Source organism: Kordiimonas sp. (genome assembly GCF_048260245.1).
Classification (GTDB): Bacteria; Pseudomonadota; Alphaproteobacteria; order Sphingomonadales; family Kordiimonadaceae; genus Kordiimonas.
On record NZ_JBLXGZ010000008.1, the window covers coordinates 16,735 to 33,021 of the forward strand.

General features: G+C 58.3%; 11 protein-coding genes and 1 tRNA gene. 3 read left to right on the top strand and 9 right to left on the bottom strand.

The annotated features are described in order from the left end of the window. Positions 1-79: 79 nt before the first annotated feature. The 4 genes from ACN0VM_RS06160 to ACN0VM_RS06175 all read right to left on the bottom strand — a co-directional run bounded on the left by ACN0VM_RS06160 (position 80) and on the right by ACN0VM_RS06175 (position 7,720). Positions 80-4,387 (bottom strand): translocation/assembly module TamB domain-containing protein, encoded by a 4,308-nt coding sequence (locus ACN0VM_RS06160; RefSeq protein WP_417449983.1) that lies wholly within the window; start codon positions 4,385-4,387, stop codon positions 80-82. Continuing rightward, complete coding sequence (locus ACN0VM_RS06165) at positions 4,384-6,207, bottom strand: autotransporter assembly complex protein TamA (protein ID WP_417449984.1); 1,824 nt, start codon at positions 6,205-6,207, stop codon at positions 4,384-4,386. The genes ACN0VM_RS06160 and ACN0VM_RS06165 overlap by 4 nt, the downstream gene beginning before the upstream one ends. A 174-nt stretch (positions 6,208-6,381) precedes the next feature. Further along, a complete protein-coding gene (locus ACN0VM_RS06170) occupies positions 6,382-7,404 on the bottom strand; it encodes an MraY family glycosyltransferase (protein WP_417449985.1) in 1,023 nt (340 codons plus the stop codon). A 226-nt stretch (positions 7,405-7,630) separates the two neighbouring features. Beyond that, positions 7,631-7,720 (bottom strand) — tRNA-Ser (locus ACN0VM_RS06175). A gap of 204 nt (positions 7,721-7,924) precedes the next feature. On the opposite strand from ACN0VM_RS06175, the gene ACN0VM_RS06180 reads away from it, so the two are divergent. The 3 genes from ACN0VM_RS06180 to ACN0VM_RS06190 are packed head-to-tail and all read left to right on the top strand — an operon-like array spanning position 7,925 to position 10,133. Continuing rightward, the gene (locus ACN0VM_RS06180) at positions 7,925-9,244 is read left to right on the top strand and encodes an amidohydrolase (RefSeq protein WP_417449986.1); all 1,320 of its coding nucleotides are present in this window, start codon (positions 7,925-7,927) and stop codon (positions 9,242-9,244) included. 9 nt (positions 9,245-9,253) lie between these two features. Beyond that, a complete protein-coding gene (locus ACN0VM_RS06185; RefSeq protein ID WP_417449987.1) occupies positions 9,254-9,667 on the top strand; it encodes a VOC family protein in 414 nt (137 codons plus the stop codon). Positions 9,668-9,677: 10 nt separating this feature from the next. Beyond that, positions 9,678-10,133: a methyltransferase family protein gene (locus ACN0VM_RS06190; RefSeq protein WP_417449988.1), complete on the top strand. Its 456-nt coding sequence runs from the start codon at positions 9,678-9,680 to the stop codon at positions 10,131-10,133. Here ACN0VM_RS06190 and hutG read toward each other — a convergent pair. Genes hutG through ACN0VM_RS06215 form a run of 5 tightly spaced genes read right to left on the bottom strand, consistent with a single transcriptional unit; the run spans position 10,117 to position 16,283 of the window. Further along, positions 10,117-10,935 (bottom strand): N-formylglutamate deformylase, encoded by an 819-nt coding sequence (gene hutG, locus ACN0VM_RS06195; protein ID WP_417450073.1) that lies wholly within the window; start codon positions 10,933-10,935, stop codon positions 10,117-10,119. The genes ACN0VM_RS06190 and hutG overlap by 17 nt on opposite strands. Beyond that, on the bottom strand, positions 10,929-12,482 hold the full coding sequence (gene hutH / locus ACN0VM_RS06200) for a histidine ammonia-lyase (RefSeq protein ID WP_417449989.1): 1,554 nt from the start codon (positions 12,480-12,482) through the stop codon (positions 10,929-10,931). The genes hutG and hutH overlap by 7 nt, the downstream gene beginning before the upstream one ends. 13 nt (positions 12,483-12,495) lie before the next feature. Continuing rightward, entirely contained in the window at positions 12,496-14,157 is a 1,662-nt protein-coding gene (gene hutU, locus ACN0VM_RS06205; RefSeq protein WP_417449990.1) for a urocanate hydratase, read from the bottom strand. A gap of 27 nt (positions 14,158-14,184) precedes the next feature. Then, positions 14,185-14,913 (bottom strand): histidine utilization repressor, encoded by a 729-nt coding sequence (hutC, locus tag ACN0VM_RS06210; protein WP_417449991.1) that lies wholly within the window; start codon positions 14,911-14,913, stop codon positions 14,185-14,187. Further along, the gene (locus ACN0VM_RS06215) at positions 14,913-16,283 is read right to left on the bottom strand and encodes a formimidoylglutamate deiminase (RefSeq protein ID WP_417449992.1); all 1,371 of its coding nucleotides are present in this window, start codon (positions 16,281-16,283) and stop codon (positions 14,913-14,915) included. The genes hutC and ACN0VM_RS06215 overlap by 1 nt, the downstream gene beginning before the upstream one ends. Positions 16,284-16,287: the final 4 nt, after the last annotated feature.

The window sequence follows — 16,287 nt, forward strand, 5'->3', positions numbered from 1 at the left end:
CCAAAACACTAATTGTGAATGTAATGCGCCTAGCCGGGCAGAATTCCATATGGCTGGCCATATAAAAAAAGCAGATTCCTTAGTAATCCCAGAACCATTTAAGCCTTAGGCTACTGCCTTGCCGGGGGCCAAGCTCAGTCTCCACCAGCAGGTTTCTGGTAATATCGATCTTGAGCCTGGTTGCCGTCTCGCTGCTTGCGGTCGAGGTCTCAACCTCCAGATAGATATTTTTGCGCAGATATTTGCCACCGGTTATTGTCGTCGCCGTCTCGTCATCGTCTTCAATGCGCCCGAAAGAGAGCGTGTCGAGACCAAGCCCACGCCTGAGCTTACCCATCACATCAAAACTTCCGCCGCCACGTAATGTATCCATCGCCACCACAAGTTCAGCCAGTTGGAACGCAGACAAGTCCGAGACTGACTTGCCAAGCAGCACACGCGCCATAATCTCGTCTTCCGGTAAGGATGGGCTGGACGTCAGCGTGAATTCCGGCGCCGATGACGGCCCACTGATTTGCAATCGGGCCTCAAGGTTGGGGGTACTGTGCACAGCCGTCACCGAAATATCCGGGTCAATGGTCGAACCACCCCGAAACGCCAGTTGGCCGTTAGTTATTTCAAAAGTCTTGCTCCCAAAACTGAAGGAACCATCGCGAATAGACATATTGCCGGTGATCTCGGGCTCATCGCTGGTGCCGCCAAGCATAAGCTCGCCCTGCCATTCACTTTTCAGCCCCCTGCCTTCAAAGAAAAAGCGGCCGGGTACTTCAATGGCAAGGGAGAGGTTGGTCGGCAAGTTCTTCTGCGGGTCATTGGCAAGGGCGCTGCCCCCGTTGTCTTCCGTGCCATTGATCTCGATCACATCAATCTCAACGACACCGCGCGGCAGTTCCTTGGGCATTTTCACCCGCATTGGCCCGGTTTCCACCTGACCGGACAGCGTGGCTGCCTGTTCCGTGCGTTCATACACGAGTTCAGCAGAGGCCTTACCGCTCAACTCATCCAGGCGCGCCACCTGAAAATCGCTCATTTTTGCAGTTAAGCGTCCGGGGAAGGAGAGTTTGGATGATAGCGCAAACGCACCTTCGCCTGTCAGCATACCACCGTCCCCGTCATTGGCACGTAATTCAGCCAACTCAATCTGCTCCTGTGTGCCCGCAACACGCAATACCTCGATCTCGGCAACAAGACCCAATGGCTCATATTCATAGTGACCATCCTTGAGGTCCAACTGGCCTTCGAAATACGGGTCATTCAGATCGCCGGACAGGGTAATCTTGCCGTCGAGGGTCCCGGTCAACATGTGCTCCGGCCGCCGCGCCAGCAGCCACACCGGGGCGACATCGCCGCTCCAGACAATTTCCATCGCCAGCGGTGCACCAGCGCGAATGGCATAGCCTTGACGCCCATCCAGTCTTTCATATGGTATTTTACCGGTCAGGCTACCAAACTCACGGCCTGCCTCTGTCAACCCACCCTCAAAGGTAAGCGCGCCTTCCTGCATGGTCGCACGCAGTTTACCGGCATATTCGTCCGGTGCTGCCGCCAGCCGCCACCGCGGCAACGTGAGCGACTGAAACGTTATCTCCGCGTTACCGGTCTCGGTGCCGGCTTGCCGCTCAAAGGTGATGTCTGCATCCAGTGTACCGGTCTCAACCGAACCGGGACGGACAAGGTTCATCAGGGTCATGGACAAGGCGTCAGCATTGACCTGAATATTCAGGTCCTGCGCCTCGAGGGAGAGCTTTGCCTGCAGCGTGCCTCCGGCCACATCCGTGACAGGCAATTCAACAAGCAGGTCTTGCGGCCCGCCCCAGCGCACCAAAAGCGGATCACGGGTAGAAAATCTGGCATCGCCATAGACTGCGGTGATGTCCATATCCGCGCCGCCTTTGCGGGGATGGGCCGCAATATTGAGGTCGAACCGGTTACCATAATAACCTTTAAGATCGGCGATCATCGGCGCATTGTCGGACGATGTGCCGTTAATGCTGAAGCTATCGATTTTTTGCGCACCATAGTTGATATTGCGGGCGGAGATATCAGCGTCATAACTGATGGTTGTGGCTTGCTTGCGGAAATGGGCATTACCCTTTGCAATCTCAACCGTAAGCGGGAACCGCCCCGGACGCACCAACCTGAATTCAGCCATGTCAAGCGTGACACCCGCCTCCATATTATCGCCCTGCATGGCAACATTAAACGAAACTGAGCCATCGCCCCGAAGCCGCAAGCCTTTACCCGCGAGGTCGCGCAGCTGACCGGTCATCTCGGCCTTCAGCCCCGCATCGCCGCTCCACGACAGGGCACCCGTCGCCTCAAGGCCCGGGGCTGTAAGGTTTATGGGCGCCAAGCGCAGGGTGCCGTTGGTGAACGCTACCGGGCTTTTAAGACTGGTGGCGCCTGCCGGACTGTCGGCGAGCAATGCCACTTCACCCGTTAATCCCGCGTTCCCTTGGGCAGCCTTTGAAAGCGCAAGTGTGATGCGCGGGTTATTAAAGGGCAGACCATAGGCATCTATCTCAGCCAGAGTGGTTTCAAACAGTATGGTCGGGGCCGCACTATCCCCCTTCACCGAACCAGAGAAAGCCGTCTCACCCGCGAGAATGGCACTCTCACCCAATAGGTTTTCCAGCGCGCCAATCTTGCCACTGAAATCCAGATCGATGGATTTGCCTCCCACCTGCCCCGTGGCGTTAGCCTGAAGATTTGATGCCACAAGGGTCGCCTTACTTATATTGACCTTGCTGCCCGTGATAACCAGGCGGGCCTCAAGTGTCGGCGCGGACCCGACAAGCTCGGCGATTGCGGAGCTATCATACGTAATCTTTTCACCCTTGATGGTGCCAACCAGCCGCGCACTGTCCTCGGTCACACCGGTCGAGCGAATATCAAGAAGCAGACGTCCGCCGGTAAGCTGTCCGTCATGCCAGCGGGTGAGGAATGCCGTCGGTACCTCGGCTTGCCCGGAAGCGGCCTTAATACCGCCTGCCCCACCCTTGACCATGGCATCCCGCGCGGTCAGCCCGGACCCGGTGGCTTGTGAGGCAGACACTTGCCAGGCTTGGGATTTCATATTGTAGGACCAACGTCCATCCGCGGCTCGGACGCGGGTTTCCTCCAGTCCCGGCGGTGTAAGGTTGAGGGCCAGTGCCGCTACCTCGCCCGTAAGGTCCTGAGCATTGAGTGCCGCAGTGCCCGACGCATCAATACCGGTGAAGACCAAGCCCGCAGTGGTGAGCTTTTGCATCTGGGCGGTATAGGTAAGGTTGGCGGTGCTGTCATGCAACTCAAGTTCACCCCGAAGGGCCACCTTGGCCATATTCACGCTTTCAGTGGAAAACTGTGCCAGCTCCAGGCTCAGGTCGCCATCTGTAAGGCTGAAACCACCGTCAAGGTTCGCCCGCCCGGCAAGGGTCACATCAGCGCCCTCAGCACGAAGCTTTATATCCACTTGTGTGTTCGACATGCTCCTGGGGCGCAGCAGGATATCAGCCTCCGCCGCCCCGCCGAACAGCGTGGCCAGTGCCTCAGGCACAAAGGCGTTTTCTTGTTGCCGCAGTCCTATATTCCAACGGTCGCCCTGCCCTTCAGCTTCACCTTGGAGCGACAGTTTTTCCGGCACCGTCGCGACAATGCTGCCGGTCCATTCCTCCGTCGTGCCATTGGCGTCAAGCGTGACGGCCACACTGTCGCCCCCTTTTAAGCCAAGCAGCCCCGCGACCAGCCCACCAGCCCGACCCTGCACATCCGCCTTTGCGGCAAATGCGGCAGTATCATCCGCCCATGAAAAAAGGGCGCTAACCCTGTCAGTATTGTCCGCGTTTACGAGACTTGCCTGGCCACGAAATGTCAGGTTTTTATACGCAGCTTTTGTCACGGCGAGCGTGTAGCTGTCACCATCATACCGTATGGGCAGGGACGCCGTATCAACACGGATCGCCAGCGGCAGTTCCCCGCTCCCTGACGGCTGCTTTTGGGATGCGTCCGCTACTGGCATACGGGATACCGCAACCGGCTGCCCGGCAATCTCCATGATGTGAAGACGACGCGACAACAGGGCCGACGGCGCCCACTCGACCGTCAGGCGCGGCGCCGACAGCCAAACCCCTTCCCTGTCCGCAATACGAAGACCAAGGACGGAAAAGCGCGAAAAGATATCCCCCTCAAGAGCCGCGACCTCAATATCAAGGCCGTTCCCGTCAAGATCACTGCTTATACGGGTCGCCAGCCATGCCATGCCTGCTTCGGAACGAGCCCACAAAAGGGACGCACCCAACAGGCCCGCAGCAACCGCAACCAGTATCGCCAGCCCAAGCAGCACGCGCCGGATTGTCTTGCGCCAGCCGTCGCCGGGGTGATGGGTTATGTTTTTATCCGCGCTCAAAATGCCTGCCCCACACTGAGGTATACTGCAACAGCGCTTTCGCCTTCCCGGCGCCCCAGAGGGAAAGCCACATCAAGGCGTACTGGCGCCACAGATGTGTGATAGCGCACCCCCATCCCGGTACCCCAGCGGAACTCGCCAAAGTCTGGCGTGGTTGTGTTATAGACCGCGCCACCATCAAGAAAAGGGACCAGGCTTATGCTCTCGCTGACACGCACCCGGGCCTCAACGGCCAGCTCCGCCACCGAGCGGCCACCAAGCGGGTCGCCATCATCATCCTTTGGGCCCAGATCCTGATATGAAAAGCCGCGCACCGAACCACCACCGCCGGCGAAAAAACGCTCTGACAGGGGCAGTTGGTTTTCGCCTGCGCCGAACGTGGCGCCCGCACGCACGCGGGCCGCAAGCGTGACCCGGCCATTTTCACCCGGTGTCCAGTAGGCCGATGCCTTTAATTCATTGCTGAGGAAAAAGAAGCTATCGCCAATCAGTGATTGATTGGGCTGTACCCGCATGTGCGCCCTGAACCCGTTTTTAGGATCAAGCAGCGAGTTTGTGCTGTCATAGCCCAGTCCCAATGGCAGACCCGCAATAACATATTCGGTGCGCACTCCGTCGTCGCGTTCCTGTGTGGCCTTGCCCGAAATTCCGACCGACGCCACAAGCCGCTCATTCAACCGCCGTTCAAGCCCGGCAAAGGTTTCGATCAGATGCGCCTTGTAGGCTGGCGTGTTTTCCCGGCCCAGCCGCGCGGTCAAATTCAGCGTTTGCTCATAGCGGCGAAAATGCGGTTTACGCAAGTCGCCGCGCAAGGTTTGTTCACTTTCCCCCACCCGTGCCGACAGCTTAAGGTTTTCGCCCCGACCCCAGGCATTTCGGTGAGACCACGATGCCTCAGTATCAAAGCCCTCACCTGTGGAATACCCGGCACCCAGTTCAACACGGCGCGGTGGCGCTTCTTCCAGTTTCACCGCGATAGGCGCATGGTTCACCTCGGCTGTCTCTGCAGTGTTTTCCGGTCGCTCAACCGTGACAGAAGTTGAGCGAAACAACCCCGAAGACATAAGCCGCTTGCGAAACTCGTTGACTTCCGACTGCTCGATCAGCTCATCGTCCATCCAGGGGACCATGCGGTCCAGATAAGACGCTTCGGTGCGTTCAAGTCCTTGATACTGTATCGCTCCGAAGCGCAGTTTCGGCCCGGTGTCGATACGGTAGTGCACAGCAACACCACGTGTTGCGTGGTCCACAATGACCTGCCGTTCATCTGCCAGGGCAAAAGGATAGCCCTGGTCGCCAAGAAAGTTCAGCAATTGCTGTTCGGCGGCGACGATATCCTCCGACCGGGCCGTTTGCCCCTCAATGAGCGATGGTTCTGCATTCTCGAGGGTGACTTCGCTACCGTTCTCGATAAAAGTCGTGGTGATTTGTTCAAGGCCATAGCGCGGCCCGGGGCGGACAAACACCACCAGGCTCACATTGTCGCCCGCGTTTTCAACCCGGCTGTCCAGCACCGCGTTATAATATCCCTCGGATTTCAGGACCCGCCTGAAAGTTTCAATGTCTGCGTCAAGGCTGGAATCCACCCTTGCGAGTGACGCCACGCAGTCGCCGTCCTTCTCCTCAAGGCGCGAAACGGACAACAATAGATTGCGCAGGGATTTCTGCCGTTCTGGCACATCAAGCGTGAACCCCACGGCAAAGCCGCTCTTGCCGCAAGAAGGCTGCGCCGTAAGGGGCTGGGTTAGCAGAAGTGAAGCAAATGTGGCAGCGAGTGTGGCGCGCACCGAGTTGGCCCCCGGATGTTTTTGTGTTGGCATAGCGTGAAAGCCAGACCTAACGTGCAAATGTGGCAGTTAAAAGGTTTTACCGTCACGCGGCCGGAAAAAGCACCTGCCCGCAACTGCGCATAGCCCGCTATACCTGCCACCCTGCCGGCGCAACATGCACCGGAAAGGCTTTCTTACGGGGTCGAGGCGCGCCAGCCCAAGCCCTTATTCCGCGGCGACCCGCTTGGCGCTCTCAACGCGTTCAGCCTTGGACAAAATCGCGACGGAAAGCGCCAACACGCCAAGCTGCGCAAACACGACAAGATAACTCAGTTGCGGAAAATACAGCGCGAAAACACCACTGGATGCTGTGAAGGTCGTAGCATAGGCAAGCGCCGCTTTTGGCCCCGCCCGGCGCATGATCAGATGGTGCAAGTGATCGCGGCGCGGGAGAAAAGGGCTGTGTCCGTTCAGCTTGCGCCAGAAAATAACCCGCAGGCAGTCGAACACCGGCAACGCCAGCCACACGACAATTGTATCGGCATAGACCGGGCTGGTGCTTTCGGTTGAATACATCAAGATTGCCGAAGCGCCCATTACAAGGCCAAGGGCGTAGGCCCCGCCGTCCCCCATGAACAGGCGGCCCGCCATATTAAAGGCGAAGATGATACCAAGCACCAACGCGAGATATAGCATTACCGCCTGTTGTGATACCGACAGGACCGCAAATATCAGCGACCAGACGATACCTTGCGACAGTATCCCGCCGTTGAAACCGTCCATCATGTTCAGGGCGATGACCATGCCAACCAAACACAGGGCGGTAAACAGCAGCCCTGCAATGGAGCCAAGGTGGGTGGACATCCCCCACGACCAGTGCAGATCACTGATCAGCAAATCCGGTGAGACGGCAATCAACGCCGCGACAATAAGCCATAGCGTGAAAAAACGGCTGACCCAGGATAGCTTGACCCTGTCGTCAATAATACCGAGCACACACATGGCGCCAGCAAAGCAGGAGATAGACAAATATTCACGGTGCAGGTCGCTGATGAAAATATCGACAACCAGAAACACCATGCCCGCCGCCAGAAGGATTGATCCGACCAACGGGGTTTTGTTTGCATGAAATTTATGAGCTTCGGAGCTTGGGTCATCAAGCAGCCCGAGGGCGCGGCCAATGGCCTGCGCCCGAAAGCCCAGCAGCACAACTGCCAGAGCCCCCATCAAAATAAAAACAATATTCATTTATAACGTACCCCATCTCAAAGAATGCCGCGCAGTATATAGGGGATACTTAAAGTTTTCCACAAATCATCCGCACTTCACCACCCGCCATGGCAAACTAAAGTGCAGTTTTAAGGCATGATGTGACAAACACAACACTAACTGAAAAACAATGTGTGGGGAAGACTAGGGGAAAATTGTCTCTATCTGAGGAGAAACTCAATAAACACAACGCCTTGTGGGTAAGTGGCGGAGAGGAAGGGATTCGAACCCTCGATACCGTTGCCAGTATACTCCCTTAGCAGGGGAGCGCTTTCGACCACTCAGCCACCTCTCCGCCGCCGTGAATACCCAAGCGCCCCCCCCGAGTCAACGACACAATTTCACCGATGTAAAAAAAAATCATCCTGCCGAATGAATTGGACGGATTCAGGCCCGATACCGCCCTGCGACATATCCAGGCATTGCCAAGACAGCTATTGGTGTGCAGAAATATCACCCTCGATTAAAAACAAATAGCCTGCCTTGGGGGGATACAGCAATGAAATACCTGAAACATGCCACAGCACTTCTGATCGCAACGGCCATCAGCGCACCGGTTTTTGCCGCAGATCTTGGCGATGAAGTCGCCAGCGACTATCCGTATCTTGAAAAGTTGTTTTTGGATTTTCACGAGAACCCGGAACTTTCCTTCCGCGAAACCCGCACCGCAGCCAAAATTACAGCAGAGTTGAAAGAGCTCGGTTTTGATGTCACCACCGGTGTTGCAGGCACAGGCGTTGTTGCCAAAATGAAAAATGGCGACGGCCCTCTGGTCATGGTGCGCGCCGACATGGACGGCCTACCGATCAAGGAAAACACCGGGCTTGCCTACCAGTCCAAAGCCACTCAGGTGGATATGAACGGCGTCGAGATGCCGGTGATGCACGCCTGCGGCCATGATATGCATATCACCAGCCTCATTGGCACGGCGCGACGCCTTGTGGCGCACAAGGACAAATGGTCCGGCACACTGATGCTCGTGGGCCAACCTGCGGAGGAGGTGATTTCCGGCGCGAAAGCCATGATCAAAGACGATATCTACGAACGTTTCGGCACGCCCGATTATGCGCTGGCGCTGCATGTGGCCGCGGGCGTACCCGCAGGCAAGGTGGTTTATAAAAGCGGCATCATGTTCTCCTCATCCGACAGCGTACACATTACCGTACACGGCGTGGGCACGCATGGGGCCTCGCCACATCTGGGCAAGGACCCGATTGTGATTGGCGCGCAAATCGTGAACGCGTTGCAGACCCTTGTCTCGCGCGAGATTTCCCCGCTTGATCCGGGCGTGGTCACCGTGGGTACTTTCCACGCAGGCAACAAAAACAACATCATTTCGGACGAGGCGAAACTGACGCTGACGGTACGCTCAAACGACGAAGCCGTGCGCGCTAAGCTGCTGGCGGGCATCAAGCGCATTGCAGAGAACACCGGCCGCGTGGCTGGCCTGCCCGAAGACATGTTGCCAACGGTGGAGCTTTCGGTCACGAGCGCGCCCACAACAGTGAATGACGAGGAACTGACCGAGCGCCTCGACAAGGCGCTTCGCGAAAAACTGGGTGAAGACAAGCTTCTGCCCTACGTACAGCGCGGCATGGGCGCGGAGGATTTCTCCGAATTCACCATGACAGAAGAGGACGTACCCGGTTTCTATTTCTACGTGGGCGGTACACCACAGGAATGGATCGACGCAGCCGAGGAAGGCGGGCCTGCCGTCTCGGGTCACCACTCGCCCTTCTTCAAGATCGCGCCAGAGCCTTCTATCAAGGCAGGCGTAGAAGCCATGACTATCGCCGTCATGGACCTGATGAAAAAATAGGAGAAACCCATGGTGCAGCCCTTTCATCTTGCCGTGCCCGTTGATGACCTCGCAGCCGCGCGGACGTTTTATGGTGGCCTGATGGGCTGCGCCGAGGGGCGGTCCACAGACAAATGGGTAGATTTCGACTTTTTCGGCCACCAATTTGTCGTGCACCTGGGCACCCCTGTGGGCCAGCCGGATGTCAATGATGTGGACGGCAAAGCCGTGCCCAGTTTCCATTATGGCGTGGTGCTTGACTGGGACGGCTGGCATGACCTCGCAACGCGCCTCGCGGCGGCGGAAGTGGAATTCATCATCGAGCCCGGCATACGGTTCGAAGGCGAGGTTGGCGAACAGGCCACCATGTTCTTTCTCGACCCCGCAGGAAATGCGCTTGAGTTCAAGGCCTTCAAAGACCCGAGCCAGCTTTTTGCGACGTGAGGGAACGGCCATGAACGAACAACAACAGGAAAAACCTTACCGCATATACCCACCGCACCTGTTTCTGCTGACGCTTGCCAGCATGCATGTGCTGGGCTGGCTTGAGACGGGGCAGCATTTTGCACATGTTTATGGCCTGCTGCTCACAGTGTTTGGCGTTTGGCTCGCGGTGCGGGAGAAAAACCGTTTTGTGCGTGCGGGCACCACCTTCCTGCCGGGGCGCGAATCTGAGACGCTGGTAACGGAGGGGGCTTACAAGGTCACCCGCAACCCGATGTATGTAGCCATGGTGCTCGCGCTTTTGGGGCTTTGGCCGCTTACCGGCGGATGGTCACCGCTCGCGCCGCTCATCATCTTCATCGCACTGATCCAGCACTTTTATATCATGCGGGAAGAACGCATGCTGACCGCAAAGTTTGGCAAGGACTATCTGGCCTACAAAGCGCGGGTCAGGCGCTGGATCTGAACCGCGCGACTTCAGGCCGCCAGGCCAGCATGGCTTCCATCATGCGGCGGATGGGTGCGGCAACTTTTGGCGCTGCGCTTTCCCGGTACACAAAGGGATAGCTCTCCTCCATGTATGTAGCCTGCGACAGCTCAAGCTGGACGGCGTGCACATCCTCAGCCGGACGACCGTACCGCCGGGTGATATACCCCCCCTTGAAACGGCCGTTGAGCACGCTGGTAAAGCCTCCGGTCTCTTTTGCGGCGGCGTAAACCTGTTTTGCCAGCCCTTCATCACATGACGCACCGTCACTGGTGCCAAGGTTGAAGTCCGGCAAGCGGCCATCAAAGAAGCGCGGCACATGGGACCGGATGGAATGCGCGTCCCACACAAGGGCGTAACCATGCATGGCCTTGACCCGCTCAATCTCCGCTGCAAGCGCGGTATGGTAAGGCTGCCAGTATGTTTTCACCCGCGCGCCCACGTCTGACGTATCCGGTATTTCGCCGCCCCGGTAGACGGGCTCTTCGGCAAACGTGGTGGTGGGGCAAAGCTCGGTCACATTCTGGCCGGGGTAAAGGCTTTTGCCCGACGGGTCGCGGTTGAGGTCAATCACATAACGTGAGTAATTGGCCACCAGCACCGTAGCCGCCAACTCAGGCAGGAAATCATACAGGCGCGGCAGGTGCCAGTCCGTATCCGGAATCTGGCGCGCCGCATCTGTCATGCGCGCGCCGAACCGCCCCAGCGCCTCACCGCTATGCGGCATGGAAACAATGAGGGGGCTATGACCCCGTGTCAGGGAATAGACGGTGCTCAAAATTGTATGCTCCCTAGGTAGGTCGAGGGCAGTAAGCTGTCCACAAACCGGTTGAGGGTACCTGCTGCCACCAAACGGCGCACAGCTTCAATATCAGGGGCAAAATACCTGTCTTGCTCGTAAAAATCCACCCGTTCGCGGACGTGGGTGTGCACCTCCTCCAGTGGCTGGCTAGAGCGCAGCGGCCGGTGGAAGTCAACCCCTTGCGCCGCCGCGAGCAGTTCAATGGCAACCACTGCGCCGGCGTTCTCTGCCATGTCATGCAGGCGACGTCCGGCGAAGGTCGCCATGGATACGTGGTCCTCCTGCCCCGCGGATGTGGGGATAGAATCAACACTGGCAGGGTGGGCGTAGGTTTTGTTTTCACTCACCAGCGCGGCGGTGGTCACCTGCGCAATCATGAAGCCGGAATTAAGCCCGCCATCCTGCACAAGGAACGCCGGCAGGCCGGACATTTTGGGGTCCACGAGCAGGCTGGTGCGCCTTTCCGAGATCGACGCGATTTCAGACACCGCAATCGCCAGCATGTCAGCGGCCATGGCCACCGGTTCAGCGTGGAAGTTCCCGCCTGAGAGAATATCGCCTTCCTCGGGGAAGATAAGCGGGTTATCGGTCACCGCGTTAGCTTCTATCAGCAGGGTTTCTGCTGCCTGGCGCATCACACCAAGGGCCGCCCCCATCACCTGCGGCTGACACCTCAGGCTATAAGGGTCCTGCACTTTTTCGCAGTCGTCATGGCTGTGGCGGATCTCGGAGCCTTCCAGTAAAGCGCGATACGTTGCCGCCGTGTCGATCTGCCCCTGTTGGCGGCGCACGGCATGGATACGCGCATCGAACGGCACATCGCTGCCTTTCATCGCGTCCACGCTCATCGCACCCGCAAGCATGGCAGAGCCGAAGACGTTCTCGATCTCGAACAGGCCGGAAAGCGTAAGCGCTGTTGAAACCTGCGTGCCGTTGAGAAGCGCGAGGCCTTCCTTGGCTTCCAGCGTCATGGGTTCAAGCCCCGCGATTTTGAGTCCGTCTTTCGCAGTCATGACCTTGCCTGCGTGACGCACGTCACCGTGCCCCAGCAGCGCGGCAGACATATGGGCAAGCGGCGCCAAATCACCCGATGCGCCCACAGACCCCTTTGCCGGAATGACAGGATAAACCTCATGAGAGAGAAGCGTGAGCAGCGCGTCTATCAGTTGTGGCCGCACACCCGAGTGCCCCTGCGCCAGCGAGGTGGCTTTGAGCGCAAGCACAAGCCGCACCACCCCGTCCTTGAGCGGCTCCCCGGTGCCGGTAGCGTGCGAGAGCACAAGGTTTTCCTGCAGGCGTTTAACGTCCGCCGCCTTGATGCGTGTATTGGCCATCAGGCCAAAGCCGGTATTGATGCCGTAGGCTGTCTCGCCGCGTTCGATTAGGTCCGTCACCGTTTTGCGGGCGTCTTCAATCCGGCTTTGCGCCGCGCGGTCAAGCGCCAGCTCGGTTGGCTTTTCATATATATGCCTCAGGTCGTGAAGCGTGAACTCACCCGCTTTGCGGATCATTTGATGGTTACTCATGACGTGCCCTTCTCTATGCCTTTGCCAGCATCGGCAGGTTGAGGCCCTTTTCTCGCGCACATTCCTGTGCGATATCGTAGCCGGCGTCAGCGTGGCGCATGACACCCGTGGCCGGGTCGTTCCACAGCACACGACCAACACGCTTGGCCGCAGCTTCTGTGCCGTCACACAACACCACAACACCGGAATGCTGGCTGTAGCCCATGCCAACACCGCCGCCGTGGTGCAGGCTGACCCATGTAGCGCCAGACGCGGTATTCAGAAGCGCGTTCAAAAGGGGCCAATCCGACACCGCGTCGGAGCCATCCTTCATGCTTTCGGTTTCGCGGTTCGGGCTCGCGACCGAGCCACTGTCCAGATGGTCGCGTCCAATCACCACCGGGGCTTTCAGCTCGCCATTTTTAACCATCTCATTGAAAGCAAGACCAAGGCGGTGCCTGTCCTCCAGGCCCACCCAGCAGATGCGCGCAGGCAAGCCCTGAAACTGGATACGTTCCCGCGCCATATCAAGCCAGTTATGCAGATGTGGGTTATCGGGGAGCAGCTCTTTCACCTTCGCATCCGTCTTGTAGATATCTTCCGGGTCACCGCTGAGGGCAGCCCAGCGGAACGGGCCAATACCGCGGCAGAACAGCGGGCGGATATAGGCAGGCACAAAACCGGGGAAGTCGAAGGCGTTTTTCACACCCTCATCAAACGCGACCTGACGGATGTTGTTGCCATAATCAACCGTTGGCACACCCATTTCGTGATAGGCCAGCATGGCCTTCACATGTACCGCCATGGACGGTTTGGACGCGGCGGCTACTGCTTTTGGGTCCGTCTCGCGTTTGGTGAACCATTCCTCAACCGTCCAGCCGACCGGCAGGTAGCCGTTCACCGGGTCATGGGCGGACGTCTGGTCTGTCAGAACGTCAGGCCGGATGCCTTTTTTCACCATTTCGGGCAGAATTTCGGCGGCGTTACCGGGTACACCAACAGAAATGGCTTTGCCGTCTTTGTGCGAACGCTCAATAATCGCCAGCGCTTCCTCGACTGTATCAGCCCGGGTGTCGAGATACCCGGTCTTGAGCCGGTAATCGATACGGCTTTCCTGGCACTCAATCGCCATGCAGCTCGCGCCCGCCATGGTAGCCGCAAGCGGCTGTGCGCCCCCCATGCCGCCAAGGCCTGCGGTTAAAATCCATTTGCCGGAAAGGTCACCGCCGAAGTGCTGGCGACCCATTTCGACGAAGGTTTCATACGTGCCCTGCACGATGCCCTGGCTACCGATATAGATCCATGACCCTGCCGTCATCTGGCCGTACATCATCAGGCCTTTTTTATCGAGCTCGTTGAAGTGGTCCCAGTTCGCCCATGCGGGTACGAGGTTGGAGTTCGCGATCAGCACACGCGGCGCATCTATGTGGGTTTTGAAGACACCCACCGGCTTGCCGGATTGCACAAGCAATGTCTCATCTTCGTCCATGCCTTTGAGTGTGGCGACAATCGCCTCATAGCAGTCCCAGTTGCGGGCAGCGCGCCCAATACCGCCGTATACCACCAGATCTTCTGGGTTCTCGGCCACCATAGGGTCAAGGTTGTTCATCAGCATGCGCATGGGCGCTTCCGTTGCCCAACTCTTGCACGAAAGCGTGGCACCGTGCGGTGCGTGGATATCGGGGCGATTTTTCATATTTTCATGTCCCTTCTTCGCGGGTGTTCAGCTGTTGCTTGAAGCGCCGACAGGCGAAAAACGCGCCGTCAGCTCGTAGCGGTCACCGGGGTACAGGAGCCGCGCGTAACTTGCGACACGCTCCCCGGTCCAGGTGCGGCGGCCGATTTCAAGACACGGGCTGCCGCGACGAATTTCAAGATGTTTGGCTTCACGTGCACTGGCCCCAACGGCGCGCACAACGTGTTCGGCCCGAAGGAGTGGCGCGACCGCCAGCAGATAATCTGTTGGTGTTTGCCGGGCAAAGTCCTGCGCGATCAATTCCGGCGCCACATCCGGGTTTACCCAGCGCTCCTCAAGCTCCATGGGCACGCCGCCTCCCTTATGCAGCACAAGGAGGTAATAGGCGTGCGCCCGTTCCTGCCAGCCAAACTCAGCGGCAACATCCTTCGGCAACTCGCGGGCTTCAAGCACCAACACATCGGCGGACCAACGCTCACCGCGCGCAGCCAACTCCTCACGGATACTGAGGATATCCGCCGCGTGGCCGCGCATGCGGCGGTCCGCTACAAAGCTACCCATGCCCGCACGCCTCAGGATATGGCCTTCTTCTGTCAACTCCCGCAGCGCGCGGTTCACTGTCATGCGCGACACACCCAGCGCACGCACAAGCTCGTTCTCGCTTGGCAGTTTGTCGCCCGCCACATAGCTGCCCGCCTCAATAGCTTCCATGATATGGCGCTTGACCTGTTCGTAACGCGGTAGCGGCAGGGTCATCACATGTCCTCCATCTTGGCGGCAATGCGGCCAACAAGGTCATTATAGTTTGCGAAGACTTCGTCTTCTTTGGCGTGTTTCCCGCAGGTCACCACCCATTCACCTGCGACCATTACGTCACTGACGGGGTTTGGCTGGCCTGCAAAAACAAAGGCGTCTACCACCTGACCGTAGGCGCTGGCGGCAAATGTAGGGCTGGTGCGGTCCAGCACAATAAGGTCTGCGCGCTTGCCTACCGCAATTTCGCCGATTGGCTGACCAAGTGCCCGCGCACCCCCCATCGCAGCCTGCCGCCACAAATATTCACCTGTATGGCCGCCATCCGCCGCTGTCAGCACAGTGCGGGCGTGCCGGGTTAAGCGCTGGCCATATTCAAGAAGGCGCAATTCCTCGCGGGGGTCTATGCTGATGTGGCTATCGGAGCCGATGCCGAAGCACCCGCCCGCCGCGAGATACTCAGCCGCAGGGAAGATGCCGTCGCCCAGGTTGGCTTCAGTTGTCGGGCACAGGCCCACCACCGCGCCGCGCTCGGCAATGCCGCGCCACTCGGCCTCGTTGACATGGGTCGCATGGATAAGGCACCAGCGCGCATCAACCTGCTGATTGGCCAGCAGCCACTCCACCGGGCGTTTGCCGGTGGCTTTCACGCAGGCATCCACTTCGCGCATCTGTTCGGCAATATGAATGTGTATCGGCGCCTTGTCATCCAGCTCATTCATCGCTGAAATGGCGGGCGCAAATGCCGCCTGCGGCACGGCCCGCAGGCTGTGGAAACATAGGCCCAGCTTATGCCGCCCCGTAAGGCGGGGCCGCAGAATTTTCAGCAGACGGCCATACTCATCGTCCTCATGCAGAAAGGGAGCCTGTCCCTTGTTCGCAGGTACACCACCAAAATCCGCCATTTGATATAGCACCGGCAAGTGTGTCAGCGCCATGCCAGTTTGTTCCGCCGCCGTAATAATAGCGCGCGACATGGCCAGCGCCTGATCCACATGGCTGTTGTGCAGATAATGGAATTCACCGACAGCCGAATAGCCTGCTTTCAGCATCTCGATATAAAGCGCACTGGCGATCACTTCCACGGCCTCAGGTGTCATGTACGCGGCAAAATGATACATGGCATTACGCCAGTTCCAGAAGTCGGACTGGCCCGGCGCCCTGAATTCGGCCAGCCCTGCAAAAGCGCGCTGGAAGGCATGGCTGTGCAGATTTGGCATCGCGGGCAGCACAGTGCCATGCGCCGCCTCACCCTTCGCCGGTTTCACGTCGGTCTCAAGTTTGCTGATCAGCCCGCCTGCGTCAACATGCAGGCGGATACCCGTGACCCAGTCACCACCAATCAGTCCTTCTTTGAAATAATGCTTTTGCATGACC